Genomic DNA, 19,204 nt, shown 5'->3' on the forward strand with positions numbered 1-19,204 from the left:
CTGGGTGGCGGGACCGGTGCGACGAACGCCCCGCCGACCGCGGGTGAGAGCACCCCCGTACGTCCGTCCGCCGATGGACGCCGGTGTCCACCGGTGGACCGCCGGCCCGTCTCCGGACGTCGGCCGAATGTCACGACCGGGTGACCGGCTCCCTCCAGGTCCGGTTCCCCCGGCAAGGTCGTGTGACGGCGCGTCAGGAGCAGGGGGCCATGGTGGGGAGGTTGTTCTCCCGCTCAGGGAACTCGACCTTGGAGAAGTGCTTGTCGAGCAGCTTACGGACCGTGCCGCTCCGGTAGAGGTCGGCGATCGCCCCCCTGACGGCCTCGCAGGTGCGCACGTCGCCCCTCTTGAGCGCCACCGCGTAGCGCTCGTCGGTGAGCTTCAGGCCGAGCAGCTTGTAGCGGATGCTCTCCCGGTTGCCGAAACCGGCGAGCAGCAGGTCGTCGCCGGGGATCGCGTCGACCTCGCCGGCGGCCAGCTTGTTGACGCAGTCGGAGTAGGTCTTCGCGGGAACCAGCGTGAGCCGCTCCACCGCGCCCTGCAGGACCGCCACGGCCGCGCTGAAGTCCGGCTGGCACATCCGGCTGCCCTCCAGGCCCTTCACGGTCACGATCGGCGAGCCGTCCTTGACGAGCGCGTCGACGTGGGCGAGGTAGTACGGCCCCGCGAAGGTGACGTCGTCGGTGTCGTTGATCGAGTACGTGGCCAGGACGAGGTCGACGTCACCGTTCGCCAGCAGTTTCGGCCGGTCGGGACGGGCGGTGGCCCGGAAGGTGACACCGCTCTCCGGCACCCCCAGCGCCTTGGCGATCTCAAGGGCGAGGTCGACCTCGAAGCCGCTCCACCTGCCCTGGTTCTTCAGCGCGATGCCGGGCAGGGAGTCGCGCAGGCCGATGACGAGTTTGCCGGTCTTGGCGGCCTTGTCCGCCACGGAGGTGAACGCCGTCGGGACCGGTTCCTTCGGCCCGCCCTTGTCGACGGGCCTCGGCCACCACTGGTAGGCGGCGACCGCCCCGGCGGCGAGCAGCAGCACGGCCACCGCGGCGGCGATCCAGCGCCTCCCACGCGGGCGGCGCGGCGTCTTCTGCGTCTTCGGTGTCCCGTCGGGGATCGTGGCCGCCTGCCAGCTGGGCGGCGGCACCTCCCCGGCGTACCCCACGTACCCGGGAGACCCCGGAGACGGGGACCGGTCCCAGTAGTCGGGAGACGGCGGGCGGTCCCGGTGGTCGGGAGAAGCCGGATGGTCGTGACGGCCCGAGGAGCGGTGCTCCTGCGGGCGGTGGTCCGGGAGGCGCCGCTCCGAAGGATACGACTCGGGAGCGCGGTGGCCGGGGAAGGACGGATACTCCGGGGGATACGACTCGGGAGCGCGGTGGTCCGGGAGGGACGGGTACTCCGAGGATGTGGGCACGTGTGAGGGCCCGCCGTGGTCGGTGGGTGCGCGGCGCTCGTCCTGGCCGGCCCCGGTCCGGCTCCCCTGCCCCGGGTGAGTCCCTCCGCTCTGATCGCCGTGGCCGGGGTGCGTACGCCGGTCGTGGGCGGGATGCCGGACCTGGAACCCGGTGGACGGGAGAGGCGGGTCGTTCGGGAGACCGCCCGTCCTGGGGTTCGGAGTCCGCATGGGACTGGTGGCGTCGTCGTCACGGCCCTGACCGCCGACGTCGCGGGCATACCCCCGCTCACGGCCCTGCTCACCGGAAAGGCCCTGCCCATGGGAACGGCCCTGGTCACCGCTTCGGTCACCGCTCTGGTCACGGTCCTGGGTACGAGACCGAGGCTCGTCGCGGGAGGACTTGGGGACGGCGACCTGGGCACCCTGGGTGAGGATCGCGGGCGAGGCGTTCGCCGTCTCGGGATGGCCGAGCAGCCGGAGCAGGAGCTGGTCGGCCGAGGGTCGCATGGCGGGTGACTTGGCCAGCGCCGAACCGACCACGCCGCGCAGCGGCTCCGGCAGCATGCCGAGGTCGATCTCGTGGTTGAGGATGCGGTTGAGCACCACCGCGATCGAGCCGCCCGCGAAGACGGTCTCGCCGGTCGCGGCGAACGCGATGGTCGCCCCCCAGGCGAAGATGTCGGTGTGCGGCCCGACCTCGGCGCCGGAGATCTGCTCGGGCGCCATGTAGGCGGGGGTGCCGATGGCCCGGCTGGTGATCGTGCCGGTGGAGTCGAGGATGCGGGCGATCCCGAAGTCGACGACCCTCGGGCCGTCGGCGGCGATGAGCACGTTGTCGGGCTTGAAGTCGCGGTGCACGATCGCGGCGTGGTGGATCGCGGTGAGCGCGGTGGCCGTGCCGATCGCCAGCCGCTGCAGCGGGGCGCCCCTGAGGGGGCCGTCGGTCTCCACGACCTCGCGCAGCGACCTGCCCTCGATGTACTCGCTCGCGATGTAGGGGGTGTCGCCTTCGAGGTCGGCGTCCATCACGCCCGCCGTGCAGAACGAGGCGACCCGCTGGGCCGCCCTCGCCTCCCTGGCGAACCGGGATCTCGCGATGGCGTCGCCGGAGAACTTCACGTGCAGCAACTTGATCGCCGCCCGCTCCCCCGCGGCGTTGATCCCGAGGTAGACGACGCCCTGCCCGCCCTCGCCGACCCGCCCGACAACGCGGAACGGCCCGAGCTGGCGCGGCTCTCCCGCTTCCAGTGGCGCGATATCCGGCATCATCGTCCCCACGGTCTCGTAATCTTCGACGTGGCAAACTTTACGGCGCCATGACCCGCCCTCTCCCGCTGTTATCCCGACGTGACCTCACATTCCTTCCGGGAACGACCGGTCTTCCGGTCGTGTCACGCCAAGAAACAACGGGCGTCCCACCCACCCAATTTCCGACATTAACCCCAATCTGGCGCTCCAGCCGCTTAGATCGCTACCGTTGTACGTCCCTCAGGCAAGCCGGAGCAAAAACTTCCATGCGCCGATATATCGGTTATCGCGAGTTCGTACAGCGCGATCAGCGTTCCCTCGTCGGCACCGCCCTTCTCCTCACCGGCAGCCACGAGCAGGCCATCCGCCTCACCCTGCGCTCCTTCCACACCGTCGCCCTCTCCTGGCCGCCGCCGCTGTGGGAGAACCCCACCACGCACGCCCAGATCGCGCTCTACCGCCGCTTCCTCCAGCGGCCGAGCGCGGCGGGGCCGACGGCGCTGGTACGGATCCCGCCCCGGCAGCGGCTTCTCGTGGTCGCCTGCCTGCACGACGGCAGGTCCCGCGCGGAGATGGCCTCCCTTCTCGGGCTGCCGGAGAAGACCGTGGAGGCGGAGATCGCCGAGGCGGTCGACACCCTCACCAAGGGCAGTGAGAGCCGCCTGATCACCAGGATGGCCAACGCCGCGGGTGAGGCCTCCGTCCCCGATCTCTCCGCCCGGTCCATGCGCACGCTCAGGCGGCGCCGCGCCAGGGGGATCCTGCTCACCGTGGCCGCCGCGCTCGTCCCGGTCGGACTGGTCGCCGCCTTCATCGTGCTCCAGCAGGGCGAGGTGTGGAACTCGGCGCTGGGCGAGCGCAACCAGGCCCGCGCGGCGCAGGAGCCCGTACGGGCGGTCTCCAGCCCCGAACCCGACGGCCGGGAGCCGGACGGTTCCGCGCCCGACGGCCGGGAACAGGCCGGCGGGGAACCCGGCGGCGCCCCGGCGGCGTGGCAGGCCCCGCGGACCTCCTCGGTGATCCGCTACGCGGTCCCCGCACCGTGTCCCGAGGGCGACGCCGCACCCCCGGCGCGGGCCGGAGACGTCACCTGCGCGGGCTGGACGCTGACACTGGCTCCCGGTGGCCCCGAGAGCCCCGCTCCCGGCCCCAACGCCTGCGAGGGCCGGAAACCCTGCGCGTCGACGCTGAGCGTCCCCGACGCCGCCCAGCGCCTCGCACACGGGGACGAGGGGGAGCGCCCCCGGCTCGTCCCCGCCGTCAGCCGCGACGGGCGCCGCATCGCCTACCTCAGCGCGGCGGAGCGCCGCTACGTCGCCCATGACCTCGGCAGCGGCGTGAAGCGCCACCTGTCGCCGGTCCTCGTCCCCGCCGACACCGAGAACGGCACCGCGGTGAGCGTCTCCCCCAACGGCCGCCACTTCACCGTCACCCTCGGCGAGCGGCGTCTGCGCACCGACTTCACGACCGGCACCCTGACATCCCTGCCCGCGGAACAGATGTCCCCGGCGGAGAAGATCTCCCCCTGGCTCCGGGAGCGGTACGGGACCTGGTCGGACTCCCCCAGCGGGAGATACTCCGCCGCGATCGTCGCCGGAAAGGGCGAGAACCCTCACCGGCTCCACATCGTCGACGCCACATCACGAGACGTCTTCAAACGGCTCCCGCTTCCCGAGGTGAAGCGGCCCGCCGAGGCCGAGGTCGTGAGCTGGCTGAACAACCGCGAGGTGGTCGTGAGGATGAGCGCGAAGGCGGGAGGCGACCTCCTCGGCTTCTTCCGCGTGGACGCCGTCAACGGACGGGCGCACCGCGTACCCGGCCTCCCGGCCGACGCCTCGCTCGTCCTGGGGGCCGCGACGGCGTCGTGACCGGCTCCCCTGTGCCGGGCCATGGCCGCAACGGAAAAAGGGCCGCCGTGGGGCGGCCCTTTCCTACGGGTCCTGCGGGTTCTGCGTGCGACGGTGCCGGCCGGGTGAGGGCCGGTGCCGCCGGAGACCGGTCGGGTGCCGGTCAGCCCATCTTCTTCTTCAGGTTCTCGTCCAGGGCCGCCAGGAAGTCCTGGGTGGTCAGCCACTTGGCGTCGCCGCCGACCAGCAGGGCGAGGTCCTTGGTCATCTGGCCGCCCTCGACGGTCTCGACACAGACCTGCTCGAGCTTCTCCGCGAAGTCGATCAGCGCGGGGTTGTTGTCGAGCTTGCCGCGGTGCTGCAGGCCCCGGGTCCACGCGAAGATCGAGGCGATCGGGTTCGTGGAGGTGGGGTTGCCCTTCTGGTGCTCACGGTAGTGGCGGGTCACCGTGCCGTGGGCGGCCTCGGCCTCGACGGTGCGGCCGTCGGGGGTGAGCAGGACCGAGGTCATCAGGCCGAGCGAGCCGAAGCCCTGCGCGACGGTGTCGGACTGGACGTCACCGTCGTAGTTCTTGGCGGCCCAGACGTATCCGCCCTCCCACTTGAGCGCCGCGGCGACCATGTCGTCGATGAGGCGGTGCTCGTAGGTGATGCCGGCGGCGTCGAAGTCGGCCTTGAACTCGGTCTCGTAGACCTCGGCGAAGATGTCCTTGAAACGGCCGTCGTAGACCTTCATGATCGTGTTCTTCGTGGAGAGGTAGACCGGGTAACCGCGCGACAGGCCGTACCGCATGGAGGAGCGGGCGAAGTCGCGGATCGATTCGTCCAGGTTGTACATCGCCATCGCGACGCCGGGGCCGGGGAAGTCGTAGACGTCCAGCTCGATCGGCTCCGAGCCGTCCTTGGGGGTGTAGGTGAGAGTGAGGCTGCCCTCGCCGGGGATCTTCAGGTCGGTGGCGCGGTACTGGTCGCCGAACGCGTGACGGCCGATGATGATCGGCTTGGTCCAGCCGGGGACGAGCCTCGGCACGTTGGACATGATGATCGGCTCACGGAAGATGACACCGCCGAGGATGTTGCGAATGGTCCCGTTCGGGGACTTCCACATCTTCTTGAGGCCGAACTCCTCCACCCGAGCCTCGTCAGGGGTGATCGTGGCGCACTTGACGCCGACGCCGTACTGCTTGATCGCGTTCGCGGCGTCGATCGTCACCTGGTCGTCGGTGGCGTCGCGGTGCTCGATCCCGAGGTCGTAGTACTTCAGGTCGACGTCGAGGTAGGGAAGGATCAGCTGGTCCTTGATGAACTGCCAGATGATCCGGGTCATCTCGTCGCCGTCAAGCTCGACGACGGGGCCCTCTACCTTGATCTTGGGCATGCGTGTGGTTCCCCTTCTGAACTAATTTGGCCAGACAGTCCTTTTTGAGGCTCACTGGCCGTTGAGGCTATCGGACCGGGCCCGTCGCCTGGCGACGCACCCGTTCCTCCGACCTATCGCATCGGCATGAGCGCCGGATATTCGAGGATCAGCCCGCCCACCATGAGCGCGATTCCGAGACCCGCGAGGGTGAGGACGTCGGTCGTCTTGCGGCGCACGGCGAGCCGCCCGCCTCCGGCCAGCCTGGCCAGCGCCCCCAGCGTCATGACGGCACCCAGGGCGAAACCGCCCCACTCGGGCATGTCAAGCAGCACCGCGAAGACAATGGCGGCGACCGCGCCGACCGCCACCAGTGGGTACGCGCCCCAGCGCTCCTCGTTCGCGTTCACCGCTCGCGCGTTCACCGGCCCATCACTCGCTCTCGCCTCCGACTCATCGATTCCGACCTGTCCGATCCCGGTTCTTCTGATTCGGGGTCACATGATCCCGGTGCGCATGATCCCATTTCCTCTGATTCCAGGTCATACGATCCCTGATCACCTGATCCCGGCTCATCGCTCGGTGATCGGCTTCCACTTCTGGTCACGCTCGCCGATGTACTCGCTGTCCGGACGAATCAGCCGGTTGTCGGCGTGCTGCTCGATGACGTGCGCGGTCCATCCTGACATGCGGCTCACGGAGAAGACGGGAGTGAACAGGTCCGTCGGGATGCCGAGATAGTGGTAGACGGTCGCCGCGTAGAAGTCGACGTTCGGGTAGAGGCCCTTCGTCTCGAAGACGACCTCCTCCATCTCCTTGGACATCCGGTAGTACGTGTCGTCGCCGGACGCCTCGCCGAGCTCCCGCGACATCCTGCGCAGATGCGTGGCCCGCGGGTCCTCGGTCTTGTAGACGCGGTGCCCGAAGCCCATGATCTTCTCTCCCGCGGAGAGCCTGTCCCGTACGGCCTGGGCGACGGAACCCGCGTCGAGCGACTCCAGGGTGCGCATGACCTGCTCGTTGGCGCCGCCGTGCAGGGGGCCCTTGAGGGTGCCGATCGCCGCCACCACGGCCGAGTGCATGTCGGACAGGGTCGCGGCGCAGACGCGGGCGGCGAACGTGGAGGCGTTCATCGTGTGGTCGGCGTGCAGGACCAGGCAGGCGTCGAAGATCTCGACCTCGCGCTCACCGGGGGTACGGCCGGTGATCTGGAGGAGGAAGTTCGCGGCCACGCTCAGCTCGGGGTCCGCGTCGGGAACGGTGGTGCCCGTCCTGGCCGCGTGGTAGCGGGCGACGAGGATCGGCTGCTGCGCGGTCAGCCTGGCGGCCTTGCGCAGGTTCGCCTCGGGGTCGTTGGTGTCCTTGTCGGGATCGTCGCCTCCGGCCAGCGAGACCAGCGTGCGCAGCGCCTCCATGGGGGCCTGCTTCTCCGCGATCTCCGGGATGTTGGCCTCGACGAGCGCGCCGAGCGTGCGCCCTCGAACCAGCTCCTCGCCGTACGCCGCCAGCTGGTCCCGGGTGGGGAGGGTGCCGTACTGGAGCAGGTGGGCGGTCTCTTCGAAGGTGGTGCGGCCCGCCAGATCGTGGATGTCGTAGCCACGATAGAAGAGGCGACCGGCCTGACCGTCGATGTCACTGAGCGCTGTGGATGCGGCTACGACATCGGCGAGACCTTTGGTGGGTTTGTCCGCCATAAGTGTTTCCTCCGCTTATCTGTGCCCGAAGTCTACCTGTGAGCAGCGGAAACTCTCCCGAGAGGTGCACGCCAATTTCACGTGGGATTCTCCTTCTGGCAAAGGCGATTCCCCATCACCTCGTCTGGGTAAGCCGGAGCTGTAGGAATAGTTACGGCGGGCTACCTGGGGAGGAACTGCCGTGGAGGGGCCGTTCATACGCATCGAGGACACAGGCGAGGTGGTCCCGTTGCGCCCCGAGATCACGACGATCGGACGTGGCCGGGGAGTGGACATCCGGCTCACCGATCCGAGTGTTTCCCGGCTGCACGCGGAATTCGTCCGGCGCGGACCCTACCTGTACGTCGTTGACCTGGGCCTGTCCCGCAACGGCACTCGGGTCAACGGTCGGCCGATCGCCCGGAGGGTGCTTGACGACGGTGACGTGGTGTCCTTCGGTGCGGCACGAGGCAGGATCGGCGGAGTGCCACGCGAGGACTTCGCCCCGGAGATCGAGCTCCGCCGCGCCGCGGCGCCGGAGCTGACCAGGCGGGAGGTTGATGTCCTGACGTCACTGTGCCGTCCGGCGCTGTCGGACGAGGCGTTCGTCGCACCGGCCACGGCCAGGGAGATCGCCGACGATCTGGTGGTGACGGAGGCGGCTGTCAAACAGCACCTCCTGCGCCTCTACCAGAAGTTCCGGATCCCGGAGGGCACCAACCGGCGCACCAGGCTGGCGAACGAGGTCGTCGCCCTGGGGCTGGTCAGGCCCACCCCCGTGGTGCCGCCGCAGCGCGCGGCCGGCGCTCCCGAGCCTCAGACCGCGTCGTCCACCACCGCGAACCGCAGGGCCTCGTGAGCGAGGCCCGGTGGCCGCGGATCCTGTGAGAAAGGTCTCATGGACGGGCGCACCGAATGGGTCGGGCGGGTCCGGTGAGTGCCGGGCAGGTCCGGTGAGCGAGGTCTCGCGAACGAGCGAGCCGAATGGTTCGGGCGGGTCCGGATGATCCGGTCCTGCCCGAGACATTCGGTGTCGCCCGTGCTGTCAGGCGCCGCCCGTACCGTCAGGCGCCGCCGGGGCCTGCTCCGCGTCCCCGAGGGAGAAGGGCCCGAGATCGCGGGATCAGCCGCGCTCCGCCTCCCTCGCCTCCTTGCGCTCGATGATCCTGCGGGTGAAGGGGATCCACTCCATCGCCCGCCCGCTGAGGTAGGCCGCGCCGAGCGCGATGATGATCATCATCCAGGGGCTGATCCAGACACCATGCATGATCACAAAGGCGTACAGGGCGTGGTCGAGCAATGGCATGAGGAGGCTCCACGACTGTGACGAAAGGGATGCTTCAGACTAACCGCAGGTCAAAGCTTTTTCATCCAGGTGGTCCTGTCTAATCCGCCACTTTCCTATCTCCTGTGCGCAGCCGCCACAGTCGTCGCGGCGGCCGCGCAGCGGGAGCGGGTCAGTGGAAGAAGTGACGGGTTCCGGTGAAGTAGAGGGTCACCCCGGCCGCCTCGGCGGCCGCGACGACCTCCTCGTCCCTGATCGAACCGCCCGGTTCCACGACCGCCTTCACCCCCGCGTCGATGAGGATCTGCAGACCGTCGGGGAAGGGGAAGAACGCGTCGGAGGCCGCGGCGGCACCCGAAGTTCGCTCGCCCGCCCGGGAGACCGCGAGCCGCGCCGAGTCGACCCGGTTGACCTGACCCATGCCGACACCCACCGACGCGCCGTCCGAGGCGAGCAGGATCGCGTTGGACTTCACCGAGCGGCACGCCCGCCAGGCGAAGACGAGGTCGGCGAGCACCTCCGCGGAGGCGGCGGGTCCGGCCTTCAGCTCCCAGTTGGACGGATCGTCGCCCGGGGCGTCGACCCGGTCGGCGGTCTGCACCAGCAGGCCGCCGTCGATCCGGCGGAACTCCGCCGGGTTGGACGGTCCCGCGGGGCAGGACAGCAACCGGATGTTCTTCTTGGCGGTGAGCACCTCCAGCGCCTCCCCGGTGAAGGAGGGCGCCACCACGACCTCGGTGAACACCTCGGCGATCTGCCGGGCCAGCTCCCCGGTCACCTCCGCGTTGACCGCGATCACCCCGCCGTACGCCGAGACGGGGTCGCAGGCGTGGGCCTTGCGGTGCGCCTCGGCGACGTCCGCGCCGATCGCGATGCCGCACGGGTTCTGGTGCTTGATGATCGCCACGGCGGGCGCGTCGAAGTCCCACGCGGCCCGCCACGCGGCGTCGGCGTCGAGGTAGTTGTTGTAGGACATCTCCTTGCCGTGCAGCTGCTCGGCGTTGGCCAGGCCGTCCTTCTGCCCCGAGTACAGGGCGGCGCCCTGGTGCGGGTTCTCGCCGTAGCGCAGCGACGACCGCAGCTCCCAGGCCGCGCCCATGTAACGCGGCCACGCGCCCTCCTCGGCGGCGTAGACGCTCGCGAACCAGGAGGCCACCGCGGTGTCGTAGGCGGCGGTGTGGGCGTACGCGGCGGCGGCCAGGCGGCGGCGCTCCGCGAGGGTGAAGCCGCCGTCCGCGATCGCGGCCAGCACCTCGCCGTACGAGGCGGGGTCGACGACCACCGCGGCGGTGCCGTGGTTCTTCGCCCCGGCCCGGATCATCGCGGGGCCGCCGATGTCGATCTGCTCCACGCACTCGGCGTCGGAGGCGCCCGAGGCCACGGTCTCCTCGAACGGGTAGAGGTTCACCACCACCAGCTCGAACGGCTCGATCTCCAGCTCTTCGAGCTGCTTGGTGTGGGACGGGTTGCCGCTGTCGGCGAGCAGCCCGGCGTGCACGCGCGGGTGCAGCGTCTTGACCCGGCCGTCGAGGCACTCGGGGAAGCCGGTCAGCGACTCGACAGGAGTGACGGGGACGCCGAAGGAGGCGATCTTCGCGGCGGTGCCCCCGGTGGAGACGATCTCCACACCCGCGGCGTCGAGCCCACGGGCCAGCTCCTCCAGCCCGCTCTTGTCATACACCGCGATCAACGCGCGCCGGATGGCGATGCGGGTCACTTCGTGTTCCTCCTGGTTGGTTCCGGGTTTCCCCCGGGAACCCGGCTCATCCGCCGGGTCGTCCGAATCGAACAATCCTGCCGGTGACGGTCCAGCCCTCGCGGGCCATCCGGCCGACGGTGTCGACGAGCAGATGACGCTCGACGGTCTTGATGCGCTCGTGCAGGGTCGGCTCGTCGTCGCCGTCCAGCACGGGCACGGCCTCCTGGGCAATGATCGGCCCGGTGTCGACGCCCGCGTCGGCGAGCATCACGGTGCAGCCGGTGACGCGCACGCCGTACGAGAGCGCGTCACGGACGCCGTGCGCGCCGGGGAAGGAGGGCAGCAGGGCGGGGTGGGTGTTGAGGACCGGGAAGGCGTTCAGCGTCGGCGCGCCGAGGATCTTCATGAACCCCGCGCAGACCACGAGGTCCGGCCGGTACTCGGCGATCCGGGCGGCGAGCCTGCCGTCCCACTCCTCGCGGGTGGGATGATCGGCCAGCCTCTCCACGAAGGTCGGCACCCCCGCGCGCTCCGCGCGGGTCAACCCCTCGATACCGCCGCGATCGGCGCCCACGGCCACGATCCGGGCACCGTAGGTCTCGTCTGCCACAGCGTCCAGCAGGGCCTGTAGGTTGGTTCCAGAACCGGACACGAGAACCACAAGCCGAACGGCCTGGGATGACACCGACGCACTCCATTCGGACGGGGACTCACGCCGCTGCAAGGGTATCGGCCTGTCCGTACGAACAACGCAAGGAGGTCAGGTGACACCACCGGTCGAGGTCCGGCCCACTGAGAGCGCCGGTCGCAGGGCGCTGTGGCTCGCGGTCGCCGCGGCGGTGATGACGCTGCTACTCCCCCTCGCGGGAATCGTCATGGCGATCTTCGCCCTCGCCACCTCGATCCGCGCGATCAGGACGCTCCGCGCCATCCCCAAGCCGGCGGGCACCGCCGTGGTGGGCGTCGTGCTGTCGGCCACGGCGTTGCTGATCTCGATCGCGGTGACGTCGCTGCAGTTCTACTTCGGTGACGAGCTGGCCGCCTACACCGAGTGCGGCAGGGGCGCGGGCACCGTGACGGCGCAGAACGAGTGCGTGGAGCAACTCGAACGGGCGATGGAGAAGAAACTGCCCTTCCTGGAGCCCGGCCAGGTGCGCTTCCCCTTCCCTCCCTGACCGGCGCGGCTCTCATCGCCCGGCCCTGACCGGCACGGGACTTCACCCGGCGCGACTCTGACCGGCTTGGTTCCGTCGGCCCCTGTTCGGCGCGAGGCTTCTCCCGGCGCCTCCCTGACCGGCTCGGACCGGGCTCGGACCTGCTCGGCTGTCATCGCCCGGCCCTGACCCGCCCAGAGCTTCACCGGCGTCTCCCTGACCGGCTTGGATCCATCGCTCGGCCTGGGCCGGCGCGGAGCCTCAGTCGCGGTCCCAGGCGTAGGGGTCGACGTAGATGACGTGGCCGCCCTTGTCGTCGCTCTCGTCGACGATGTCGCGCCGGGGCGGGCGCGGCGGGTCGGGGCGGCGGGCCTTCTGCGGGTTCTCCGCCGCGGCCGAGGCGTGCTCGTCCTCCCAGTCGTCCCTGATGACCGGGATCGGCTGGGTGTCGCACTCCGTGGCGTCCAGCCAGTAGCCGGGGAGTTTCTGGAGTTCCTCCGGCTCGGCGAAGCCGACCTTTCCCGCCGCCGAGGCCGCCGCCTTGGCGATCTTGACACCCGCCTTGCGCACCGGCGCGGTGGCGGTGCCGACCTTGGCCGCCGCCTTGGTGACGGCCGTGTTGTGCCCACGGAAGATCAACCACCAGTTGGCCAGTCCCGCGGCGATCCCGGCCGCGACGCCCACCTCCAGGGTCACCGAGACCATCACCTCCCAGCCAGAGGGACCCAGCGCGGCCAGCCGCGCGCCGCCGAGCGAGCCGCCGGAGAGCGCGGCGAGCAGGCCCGCCACCGTCCCGGTCGCGAGCCCGCAGGCGAACCCCCACAGCGGCGCCCCCTCGTACGAGGGGGAGGGCGAGATCCGGACGACCAGGACACCCGCCACGGCCCCGGCCAGGAAAGGCACCGCGATCACGATCATCACCCAGGCCGGCGTCGGGCCCGCCTCGGGCAGCGCGCCCAGGATCGGCAGGCTCGGGACCGTGCCGAGCTGCACGCCCGTCGGCGCGACCAGCGTGCCGGTGCCGACCGCGAACCCCGGACCCGCGATGTAGGCGAGGCCCCAGATGACGGCGTTGAGCAGGTAGAGCCCCTGCACCAGCAGGAGCAGCGCACCTCCGACGAACCCCGGCGCCAGGATCCCGGAGAGCTCCTGAACCTGCCCGAAGTTGACCACGACGGCCCCGGCCACCATGACGGCACCCGCGACGAGCATGATCCCCAGCGCGGCGGACGTCCCGGCCACGACCGAGCGCAGCCGCTCGGGCAGCAGGCGCAACATCGAACGCCAGGGGCCGATCGTCCTGGCGACGGCCACCGAGCCCGCGAGGAAGGCCAGCACCAGATGGCTGGCCAGCACGTCGCCGAGGAAGGGTTGGGTGATCTCGTTCCTGGTGACCAGCGCGATCAGCCCGGCCAGCAGCGCGTACGGCGCCGCCAGCGAGATGCCCGCCTGCGCGATCAGGACCAGCTGCGCCCTGCGGCGGGCGTTGGACACCTCCTTCGGGGTGTTCTTGGGCAGCCTGGCGGGCAGCCGGAGCCGCAGATCCGCGTCGCGGGCCATCCACATCCCGGCGCGGTACAGCAGGAAGGCGGGCAGGATCGTCAGCCCGAGCGGAAGCAGGCCAACCGAACCGCCGGGGATCGCGAAGCCCGCGTGGTGCGCGGCGAGCCAGAGCTGCGACGCGGTGCGGAACACCGCGGGCAGTCCCGCGCCGAGCGCGCCGCGGGGAGCGGCGATCCAGCCGACCAGGGTGAGCGTGGTGAGCACCGCCAGCCCCACGCCGAGGGTCCACGCGGCGGCGAGCATCCCGGAGACGGGAAGCGGCCGACGGGCGTCGTCGTCGTCACCCGTGAGGCCGGGCAGGGGGATACGGCTGAGGACGTTACGGGGAGCCGTCCGTAGCTGATCGAAAAGGGCCGTCACAGTAGTCGATGCTCTCAGGATCTTCGGTGCGGAAGGGACTCCCTCGCCCGCGTGTCGCGCACCGCGTCACGGGATCCCCCTGTGGTATCCGGGTGACGCCGACACGGAAACCGCATGGCGAAGGGCGCCCGGCGAGATGCCGGACGCCCTTCGAAAGTGGGCGGGGCCGTGGCCCCGGAGCCGTGCGTCAGAGCGACTTGACGACCTCGCGCATCAGGCGGGCGGTCTCGCTCGGGGTCCTGCCGACGCGGACGCCGACCTTCTCCAGCGCGTCCTTCTTCGCCTGGGCGGTGCCGGCCGAGCCGGACACGATCGCGCCCGCGTGGCCCATGGTCTTGCCCTCGGGGGCGGTGAAGCCCGCCACGTAGGCGACGACCGGCTTGGTGACGTGCTGCTCGATGTAGGCGGCCGCGCGCTCCTCGGCGTCGCCGCCGATCTCGCCGATCATCACGATCGCCTCGGTGCCCGGGTCGTCCTGGAACGCCTGCAGGGCGTCGATGTGCGTGGTGCCGATGACCGGGTCACCGCCGATGCCGACCGCGGTGGAGAACCCGATGTCGCGCAGCTCGTACATGAGCTGGTACGTCAGCGTGCCCGACTTCGAGACCAGGCCGATGCGGCCCGCGCTGGTGATGTCGGCCGGGATGATCCCCGCGTTCGAGGCGCCGGGGGAGGCGATGCCGGGGCAGTTGGGCCCGATGATCCGGGTCTTGCCGCCCTTGGCGACCGCGTACGCCCAGAACTCGGTGGTGTCGTGGATCGGGACGCCCTCGGTGATGACCACGCAGAGCGGGATCTCGGCGTCGATCGCCTCCTTGACGGCGTCCTTGGTGAACGCCGGGGGCACGAAGACGACCGACACGTCGGCGCCGGTCTCCTTGATCGCCTCCGCGACGGTGCCGAAGACGGGCAGGCCCTCGTGGACGGTGCCGGCCTTGCGGGCGTTGACGCCGCCGACGACGCGGGCGCCCGAGGCGAGCATCCGGCGGGTGTGCTTGGTGCCCTCACCGCCGGTCATGCCCTGGACGATGATCTTGCTGTTCTCGTTCAGCCAGATGGCCATTACGCACCTACCGCGGCGAGTTCGGCGGCGCGCTTGGCCGCATCGTCCATGGTGTCCACCAGTTCGACGCCGGGGAGCTTCGCGTCGGAGAGAATCTGACGCCCGAGTTCGGCGTTGTTGCCGTCCAGGCGGACGACGAGCGGGCGGCTCACGCTCTCGCCCCGGGCCTCCAGCAGCTGGAAGGCCGAGACGATGCCGTTGGCGACCGCGTCACAGGCGGTGATGCCGCCGAAGACGTTGACGAAGATCGACTTCACCGCGGGGTCGGAGATGATGATCTCCAGACCGGCCGCCATCACCTCGGCCGAGGCGCCGCCGCCGATGTCGAGGAAGTTGGCGGGCTTGGGCGTGCCGGGGAACGCCTCGCCGGCGTAGGCGACGACGTCCAGGGTCGACATGACCAGGCCGGCGCCGTTGCCGATGATGCCGACGGAACCGTCGAGCTTGACGTAGTTGAGGTCCTTGGCCTTGGCCGCGGCCTCCAGCGGGTCCTCGGCGGCCTTGTCCTCGAAGGCCGCGTGGTCCGTCTGGCGGAACGCCGCGTTGTCGTCGAGGGTGACCTTGCCGTCGAGGGCCTTCACCTGGCCGTCGGCGGACAGGATCATCGGGTTGACCTCGACGAGAGAGGCGTCCTCGTCGACGAAGGCGCACCAGAGCTTCTCGATGAGCTCGGCGGAGCCGTCGAGCGCGGCCTCCGGCAGCCCGCCGGCCTGGGCGATCTCACGGGCCTTGGCCCGGTCGACGCCGTCCAGGGGGGAGATCGGGATCTTCGCGACCTTCTCCGGGGTGCTGTGCGCGACCTCTTCGATGTCCATGCCGCCCGCGGCGGAGCAGATGGCGAGGAACGTACGGTTGGCGCGGTCGAGCAGGAAGGAGAAGTAGTACTCCTCCGCGATCGCGCTCGCCTCCTCGATCAGGACCTTGTGGACCGTGTGGCCCTTGATGTCCATGCCGAGGATGTCGGTGGCCTTCCGCTCGGCGTCGGCGGCGTCGTCGGCGACCTTCACGCCACCGGCCTTGCCGCGACCACCGGTCTTGACCTGGGCCTTGACGACGACACGGCCGGTCAGCTCCTCGGCTGCCGCCCGTGCCTCCTCCACGGTGTGCGCGACCACGCCGCGCGGCACCGGGATGCCGTACTCCGCGAAGAGCTCCTTCGCCTGATGTTCGAACAGGTCCACGAGGGTCCGTCCTTGCTTGTCCGGCTGGTGTACAGATGAGAGCGGGCCGACTCCATGATCCAAGGGGAGCCCGACGGTTTTGCGCCAATGAAGCCTAGCCCGCCTGATGACATGACCAGGTAACCGGGTTCCAGATCGTACGCCTCGAACACCGTGAGCGCCGAACCGACAGGCCCTGCCGCCGCCCCGTGAGATCGTTCACCGGAGCGGCGAGCGACCTGTCAGAGGTCCGTCGGAGTGGCGAGAGACCGGCCCGAAGGGGATGTCAGACGGGCGAGGGGATCGCGCTGCGCACCCAGTCGACGATCTCCTGGGTGGTGGCGCCCGGGGTGAAGACGCGTGCGACGCCCATCTCCTGGAGCGCGGGCATGTCGTCCTCGGGGATGATCCCGCCGCCGAACACGACGATGTCGCTCGCGTCGTTCTCCTTCAGCAGCTCCAGCACCTTCGCGAAGAGCGTCATGTGCGCGCCGGACAGGATGGACAGCCCGATCGCCGCGGCGTCCTCCTGGATCGCGGTGCGCACGATCTGCTCGGGCGTCTGGTGCAGGCCGGTGTAGACGACCTCCATCCCGGCGTCCCGCAGCGCCCGCGCCACGATCTTCACACCCCTGTCGTGGCCGTCCAGCCCCGGCTTGGCGATGACGACGCGGATTCTTGACACGGCATCCATCCAGACCTCCTTGTCTGCGCTCCCCTCGCGACGTGGGAACTGTCGGAAGCGTAACCGGCCACGTCTCACCGGGGTGGGCGGGCCACCGCGACCGGCACATCTCGCCGGAGTCGGCGGGCCATCGCGAACCACATTACAGCGGCGCCGATTTCATCGTTTTTTCTCGTACGGCGCCACGACCGCCGCCCGAACGACCGTGCCCCGGTTAAACCGGCGGGAATGCGCGGGAGGGCCGAGGTCCCGCGAAAAACCCACAAAAAAAGGAAACTGACCGTCCGTGGTCGACCGGAAACGGATCCGCGTTCCGACAGGGCTTCCAAAGATCGAGAGGGCGCCTCTGCACCGAATATGCACGTTTAATTCAAGGCGATCCTCCAAATGCGCTACCATTTCGTGATCTTGCCCCGCAAGAATGTGTTTCCCCTCCCCAGCGGGGTGGAGGGATCAATCAGGAGGATTTCCCTTTGAAGCGATACATCGCCGGTCTGGCGTGCGCCGCGACGGCCATGCTGGGCGTTCCGGCGCTGGCATCGACCGCGCACGCGCAGGCCGCCGACCCGGTCAGTGCGCTGAAGAAGCAGTTCAAGAGTGGTCACGGCGTCGCGTACGTCGACACCATCAAGAGGAAAGTCGCCGGTAAGAGCACGGTTTTCGGCAAGCGTAAGGGCGAATTCCAGTTCAACGCATCCGGGATCACCGCTTCGGACCACACCACCGAAGTGCGCTTCACCGAGGAAGACCTCGGACTCGGCACGGGGAGCGGCGACTCCAACGGCGAGAAGACCGCGGACGAGGAGCGGTTCGAGAAGCTGCTCGCCGGACTGGCGGAGCCCGAACGAGTCGTGCGGGTCAACAAGAAGGCCTATGTAGGGGGCGGCGCCTTCGGGCAGTTCCTTCCGAGGGACAAGCCCTGGCTCGGATCCCCCGAGGACACGCTCGGTCTGACCGGCTCAATGGGCCAGTTCGTCAACATCGCCGAGCCCGCGACCCTCAAGGCCCTCCTCGCCCGCGCCACGGTCAAGCGCTCGAACGCCTACGCCGGGCAGATCACTTCCGGCGAGCTCCAGAAGGTCTCACCGTGGTTCCGCGTCACGCAAGGGCGGAAGCTGACGGGGCAGGAGACCAAGGTCAAGATCAGCTGGAAGCTGTTCCTCAATGCCAACCGGCTCCCGGTACGGCTGGCGACGTCGTACACGACCTTCAAGAACGGCCCGACCTTCATGGTCGACACCAGCTACAGCGCCTGGGGGTCGGAGGTCGCGATCACCGCTCCGCCGGCCGACCAGGTCGCCACGATGAAGGAGCTGGACGCGGGCTTCCTGGCGGACACGCCCATCCCGCTGATCGCCGGCAAGTGACCTTTCCGCGCTGACCGCGCCCCGAACCATACGAGCCGCGCCCGGTGGATCTCACCACCGGGCGCGGCTCGCCGCGTTTCCACGTATGCGGGATCCGACACATGCGAGACCTGACGTGCGCGGGACCCGGCGCGTCGAAGGATCCTCCCACCGCCTGGGATGATCGGCTGTCCGGCACGTTCGGCTCCCGGTATGGTTCGGCAGGCGGTCGGCGCCCTCCGCGTTCTTCGGTCACACGGGACTCGCCGGCTTCGGCGGTTCTTGATCCGATATTTCGGGATATAGGCAAGAATCTTCTTCCGCCCTCAGCGACGACGCGAGGACACATACGGGAGGACCCCCTCGATGAGGCGAATGATCGCCGCCCTCACCGGCGCCACCGTGGCAGCCCTGATCGCTCCCACGCTGGTCGCCGTCACTCCGGCGAGCGCGAAGACCACCCCGGCCGCGACGGCCTCGGCGGCCGACCCGGTCTCGGCATTGAAGCGCCACTTCAGGACCCACAGGGGCGTGAAACTCACCGAGAACACGAAGGTCGTCGGTGAGGGCAAGAAGCACCGGGCGATCTTCACCCGGCGGAGCGGCGTGCTGGAGTTCGGCAGGACCGGCCTGGTCGCCTCGGACCTCACCACCAAGTTCAACCTGCCCGCAGAGGATGGCGAGCTCAAGGGCCTGTTCACCCCGTCGCGGACGATCTCACTGAAGGGCGTCTCCTACACCTCGGGCGGCATCTTCGCCGAGTCCATGCCCGAGGGCAAGAAGTGGCTGCGCACTCGCGGCGACACGGCCTACCTGGTCAGCGCCGTCCAGCAGATCATCAGCACCGTCGAGCCCGCCACGCTGCGGGCGACCCTGGCCCGCACCACCGCCAAGCGTCCCGGCGGGACGTGGGACGGGACCCGGACCACGGTCCACTCGGGCACGATCACGCTGGCCGAGCTCTTCAAGGTCTCTCCCGCGGTGCGCGCGATGCTGGTCAAGAAGCCCACCGGCAGGTCCGCGACGCTCCCGGTGACCTGGAAGATCTACGTCGGCTCCGACCAGCTGGTCCGCCGGGTCGTGTCGTCGTACACGGAGTCGACCCGGGGCCTCAACAGCACCGAGCTGTCCTACGTCAACGACACCCGCTACACCGGCTGGGGCACCAAGGTCACGATCAAGGCGCCGCCCGCCGGCCAGGTGGTCGAGTTCGACGAGCTCATCGGTGACACCTCCCCGCCGGAGGACCCCATCGGAGAGATCTTCAAGGGCTGAACCGCACGCCACCCGAGGTGATCGGCGACTCGGAGACCGGTCCGAGGCGATCACCGAGGGCATCTCGGACGGGACGAGTGCCCGGTGAGCGACAAC

Annotated in this window: 16 protein-coding genes; 5 read left to right on the forward strand and 11 right to left on the reverse strand. The window is 69.8% G+C overall.

Annotated elements, in window-relative coordinates:
- Window positions 1-193: 193 nt before the first annotated feature.
- On the reverse strand, window positions 194-2,662 hold the full coding sequence (locus ACFY3D_RS07100; protein ID WP_389975978.1) for a protein kinase: 2,469 nt from the start codon (window positions 2,660-2,662) through the stop codon (window positions 194-196).
- Between the two features lie 245 nt (window positions 2,663-2,907).
- Here ACFY3D_RS07100 and ACFY3D_RS07105 point away from each other — a divergent pair, with 245 nt between their 5' ends.
- Window positions 2,908-4,509 carry a hypothetical protein gene (locus ACFY3D_RS07105; protein WP_389975981.1) on the forward strand — a complete coding sequence of 534 codons (1,602 nt, stop codon included), beginning with the start codon at window positions 2,908-2,910 and terminating at the stop codon, window positions 4,507-4,509.
- Between the two features lie 142 nt (window positions 4,510-4,651).
- On the opposite strand, the gene ACFY3D_RS07110 is transcribed toward ACFY3D_RS07105, so the two are convergent.
- The 3 genes from ACFY3D_RS07110 to ACFY3D_RS07120 form a co-directional block, all read right to left on the reverse strand.
- Complete coding sequence (locus ACFY3D_RS07110; RefSeq protein WP_389975984.1) at window positions 4,652-5,866, reverse strand: NADP-dependent isocitrate dehydrogenase; 1,215 nt, start codon at window positions 5,864-5,866, stop codon at window positions 4,652-4,654.
- A 113-nt stretch (window positions 5,867-5,979) separates the two neighbouring features.
- A complete protein-coding gene (locus ACFY3D_RS07115) occupies window positions 5,980-6,270 on the reverse strand; it encodes a DUF3017 domain-containing protein (RefSeq protein ID WP_350943439.1) in 291 nt (96 codons plus the stop codon).
- A gap of 147 nt (window positions 6,271-6,417) precedes the next feature.
- Window positions 6,418-7,539, reverse strand: a complete 1,122-nt coding sequence (locus tag ACFY3D_RS07120; protein ID WP_389975987.1) for a citrate/2-methylcitrate synthase — start codon at window positions 7,537-7,539, stop codon at window positions 6,418-6,420.
- A 181-nt stretch (window positions 7,540-7,720) separates the two neighbouring features.
- Here ACFY3D_RS07120 and ACFY3D_RS07125 point away from each other — a divergent pair, with 181 nt between their 5' ends.
- Complete coding sequence (locus tag ACFY3D_RS07125) at window positions 7,721-8,377, forward strand: FHA domain-containing protein (RefSeq protein ID WP_350943436.1); 657 nt, start codon at window positions 7,721-7,723, stop codon at window positions 8,375-8,377.
- Between the two features lie 264 nt (window positions 8,378-8,641).
- Here ACFY3D_RS07125 and ACFY3D_RS07130 read toward each other — a convergent pair whose 3' ends face one another.
- The 3 genes from ACFY3D_RS07130 to purN form a co-directional block, all read right to left on the reverse strand.
- Entirely contained in the window at window positions 8,642-8,824 is a 183-nt protein-coding gene (locus tag ACFY3D_RS07130) for a hypothetical protein (protein WP_389975990.1), read from the reverse strand.
- A gap of 151 nt (window positions 8,825-8,975) precedes the next feature.
- Window positions 8,976-10,520 (reverse strand): bifunctional phosphoribosylaminoimidazolecarboxamide formyltransferase/IMP cyclohydrolase, encoded by a 1,545-nt coding sequence (purH, locus tag ACFY3D_RS07135; RefSeq protein WP_389975993.1) that lies wholly within the window; start codon window positions 10,518-10,520, stop codon window positions 8,976-8,978.
- A gap of 46 nt (window positions 10,521-10,566) precedes the next feature.
- Window positions 10,567-11,154 carry a phosphoribosylglycinamide formyltransferase gene (gene purN / locus ACFY3D_RS07140; protein ID WP_389975996.1) on the reverse strand — a complete coding sequence of 196 codons (588 nt, stop codon included), beginning with the start codon at window positions 11,152-11,154 and terminating at the stop codon, window positions 10,567-10,569.
- Between the two features lie 112 nt (window positions 11,155-11,266).
- Between purN and ACFY3D_RS07145 the strand changes: the two genes are divergently transcribed.
- Window positions 11,267-11,677 (forward strand): hypothetical protein, encoded by a 411-nt coding sequence (locus ACFY3D_RS07145; RefSeq protein ID WP_362502719.1) that lies wholly within the window; start codon window positions 11,267-11,269, stop codon window positions 11,675-11,677.
- Between the two features lie 240 nt (window positions 11,678-11,917).
- Here the strand turns inward: ACFY3D_RS07145 and ACFY3D_RS07150 are convergent, their stop codons facing one another.
- The 4 genes from ACFY3D_RS07150 to ACFY3D_RS07165 all read right to left on the reverse strand — a co-directional run bounded on the left by ACFY3D_RS07150 (window position 11,918) and on the right by ACFY3D_RS07165 (window position 16,496).
- Window positions 11,918-13,579 (reverse strand): DUF6350 family protein, encoded by a 1,662-nt coding sequence (locus ACFY3D_RS07150; RefSeq protein WP_389975999.1) that lies wholly within the window; start codon window positions 13,577-13,579, stop codon window positions 11,918-11,920.
- A gap of 187 nt (window positions 13,580-13,766) precedes the next feature.
- Window positions 13,767-14,642 carry a succinate--CoA ligase subunit alpha gene (gene sucD, locus ACFY3D_RS07155; protein WP_350943426.1) on the reverse strand — a complete coding sequence of 292 codons (876 nt, stop codon included), beginning with the start codon at window positions 14,640-14,642 and terminating at the stop codon, window positions 13,767-13,769.
- Window positions 14,642-15,823, reverse strand: coding sequence for an ADP-forming succinate--CoA ligase subunit beta (gene sucC / locus ACFY3D_RS07160; protein WP_350943424.1), 1,182 nt, complete (start codon window positions 15,821-15,823; stop codon window positions 14,642-14,644). The genes sucD and sucC overlap by 1 nt, the downstream gene beginning before the upstream one ends.
- A gap of 265 nt (window positions 15,824-16,088) precedes the next feature.
- On the reverse strand, window positions 16,089-16,496 hold the full coding sequence (locus ACFY3D_RS07165; protein ID WP_350943422.1) for a cobalamin B12-binding domain-containing protein: 408 nt from the start codon (window positions 16,494-16,496) through the stop codon (window positions 16,089-16,091).
- A 464-nt stretch (window positions 16,497-16,960) separates the two neighbouring features.
- Here ACFY3D_RS07165 and ACFY3D_RS07170 point away from each other — a divergent pair, with 464 nt between their 5' ends.
- Entirely contained in the window at window positions 16,961-17,854 is an 894-nt protein-coding gene (locus ACFY3D_RS07170; RefSeq protein WP_389976002.1) for a hypothetical protein, read from the forward strand.
- A 345-nt stretch (window positions 17,855-18,199) separates the two neighbouring features.
- On the forward strand, window positions 18,200-19,108 hold the full coding sequence (locus tag ACFY3D_RS07175; protein ID WP_350943419.1) for a hypothetical protein: 909 nt from the start codon (window positions 18,200-18,202) through the stop codon (window positions 19,106-19,108).
- Window positions 19,109-19,204 lie beyond the last annotated feature (96 nt).

Origin of the sequence: Streptosporangium sp. NPDC000509 (genome assembly GCF_042898365.1) — a bacterium.
GTDB lineage: Bacteria > Actinomycetota > Actinomycetes > Streptosporangiales > Streptosporangiaceae > Streptosporangium.

Bases quoted from the DNA above. Each gene is read 5' to 3' on its own strand.
- ACFY3D_RS07100 (WP_389975978.1), bottom strand. From the start codon at position 2,662: ATGATGCCGGATATCGCGCCACTGGAAGCGGGAGAGCCGCGCCAGCTC.
- ACFY3D_RS07105 (WP_389975981.1), top strand. From the start codon at position 2,908: ATGCGCCGATATATCGGTTATCGCGAGTTCGTACAGCGCGATCAGCGT.
- ACFY3D_RS07110 (WP_389975984.1), bottom strand. From the start codon at position 5,866: ATGCCCAAGATCAAGGTAGAGGGCCCCGTCGTCGAGCTTGACGGCGAC.
- ACFY3D_RS07120 (WP_389975987.1), bottom strand. From the start codon at position 7,539: ATGGCGGACAAACCCACCAAAGGTCTCGCCGATGTCGTAGCCGCATCC.
- ACFY3D_RS07130 (WP_389975990.1), bottom strand. From the start codon at position 8,824: ATGCCATTGCTCGACCACGCCCTGTACGCCTTTGTGATCATGCATGGT.
- sucD (WP_350943426.1), bottom strand. From the start codon at position 14,642: ATGGCCATCTGGCTGAACGAGAACAGCAAGATCATCGTCCAGGGCATG.
- ACFY3D_RS07165 (WP_350943422.1), bottom strand. From the start codon at position 16,496: ATGGATGCCGTGTCAAGAATCCGCGTCGTCATCGCCAAGCCGGGGCTG.
- ACFY3D_RS07175 (WP_350943419.1), top strand. From the start codon at position 18,200: ATGAGGCGAATGATCGCCGCCCTCACCGGCGCCACCGTGGCAGCCCTG.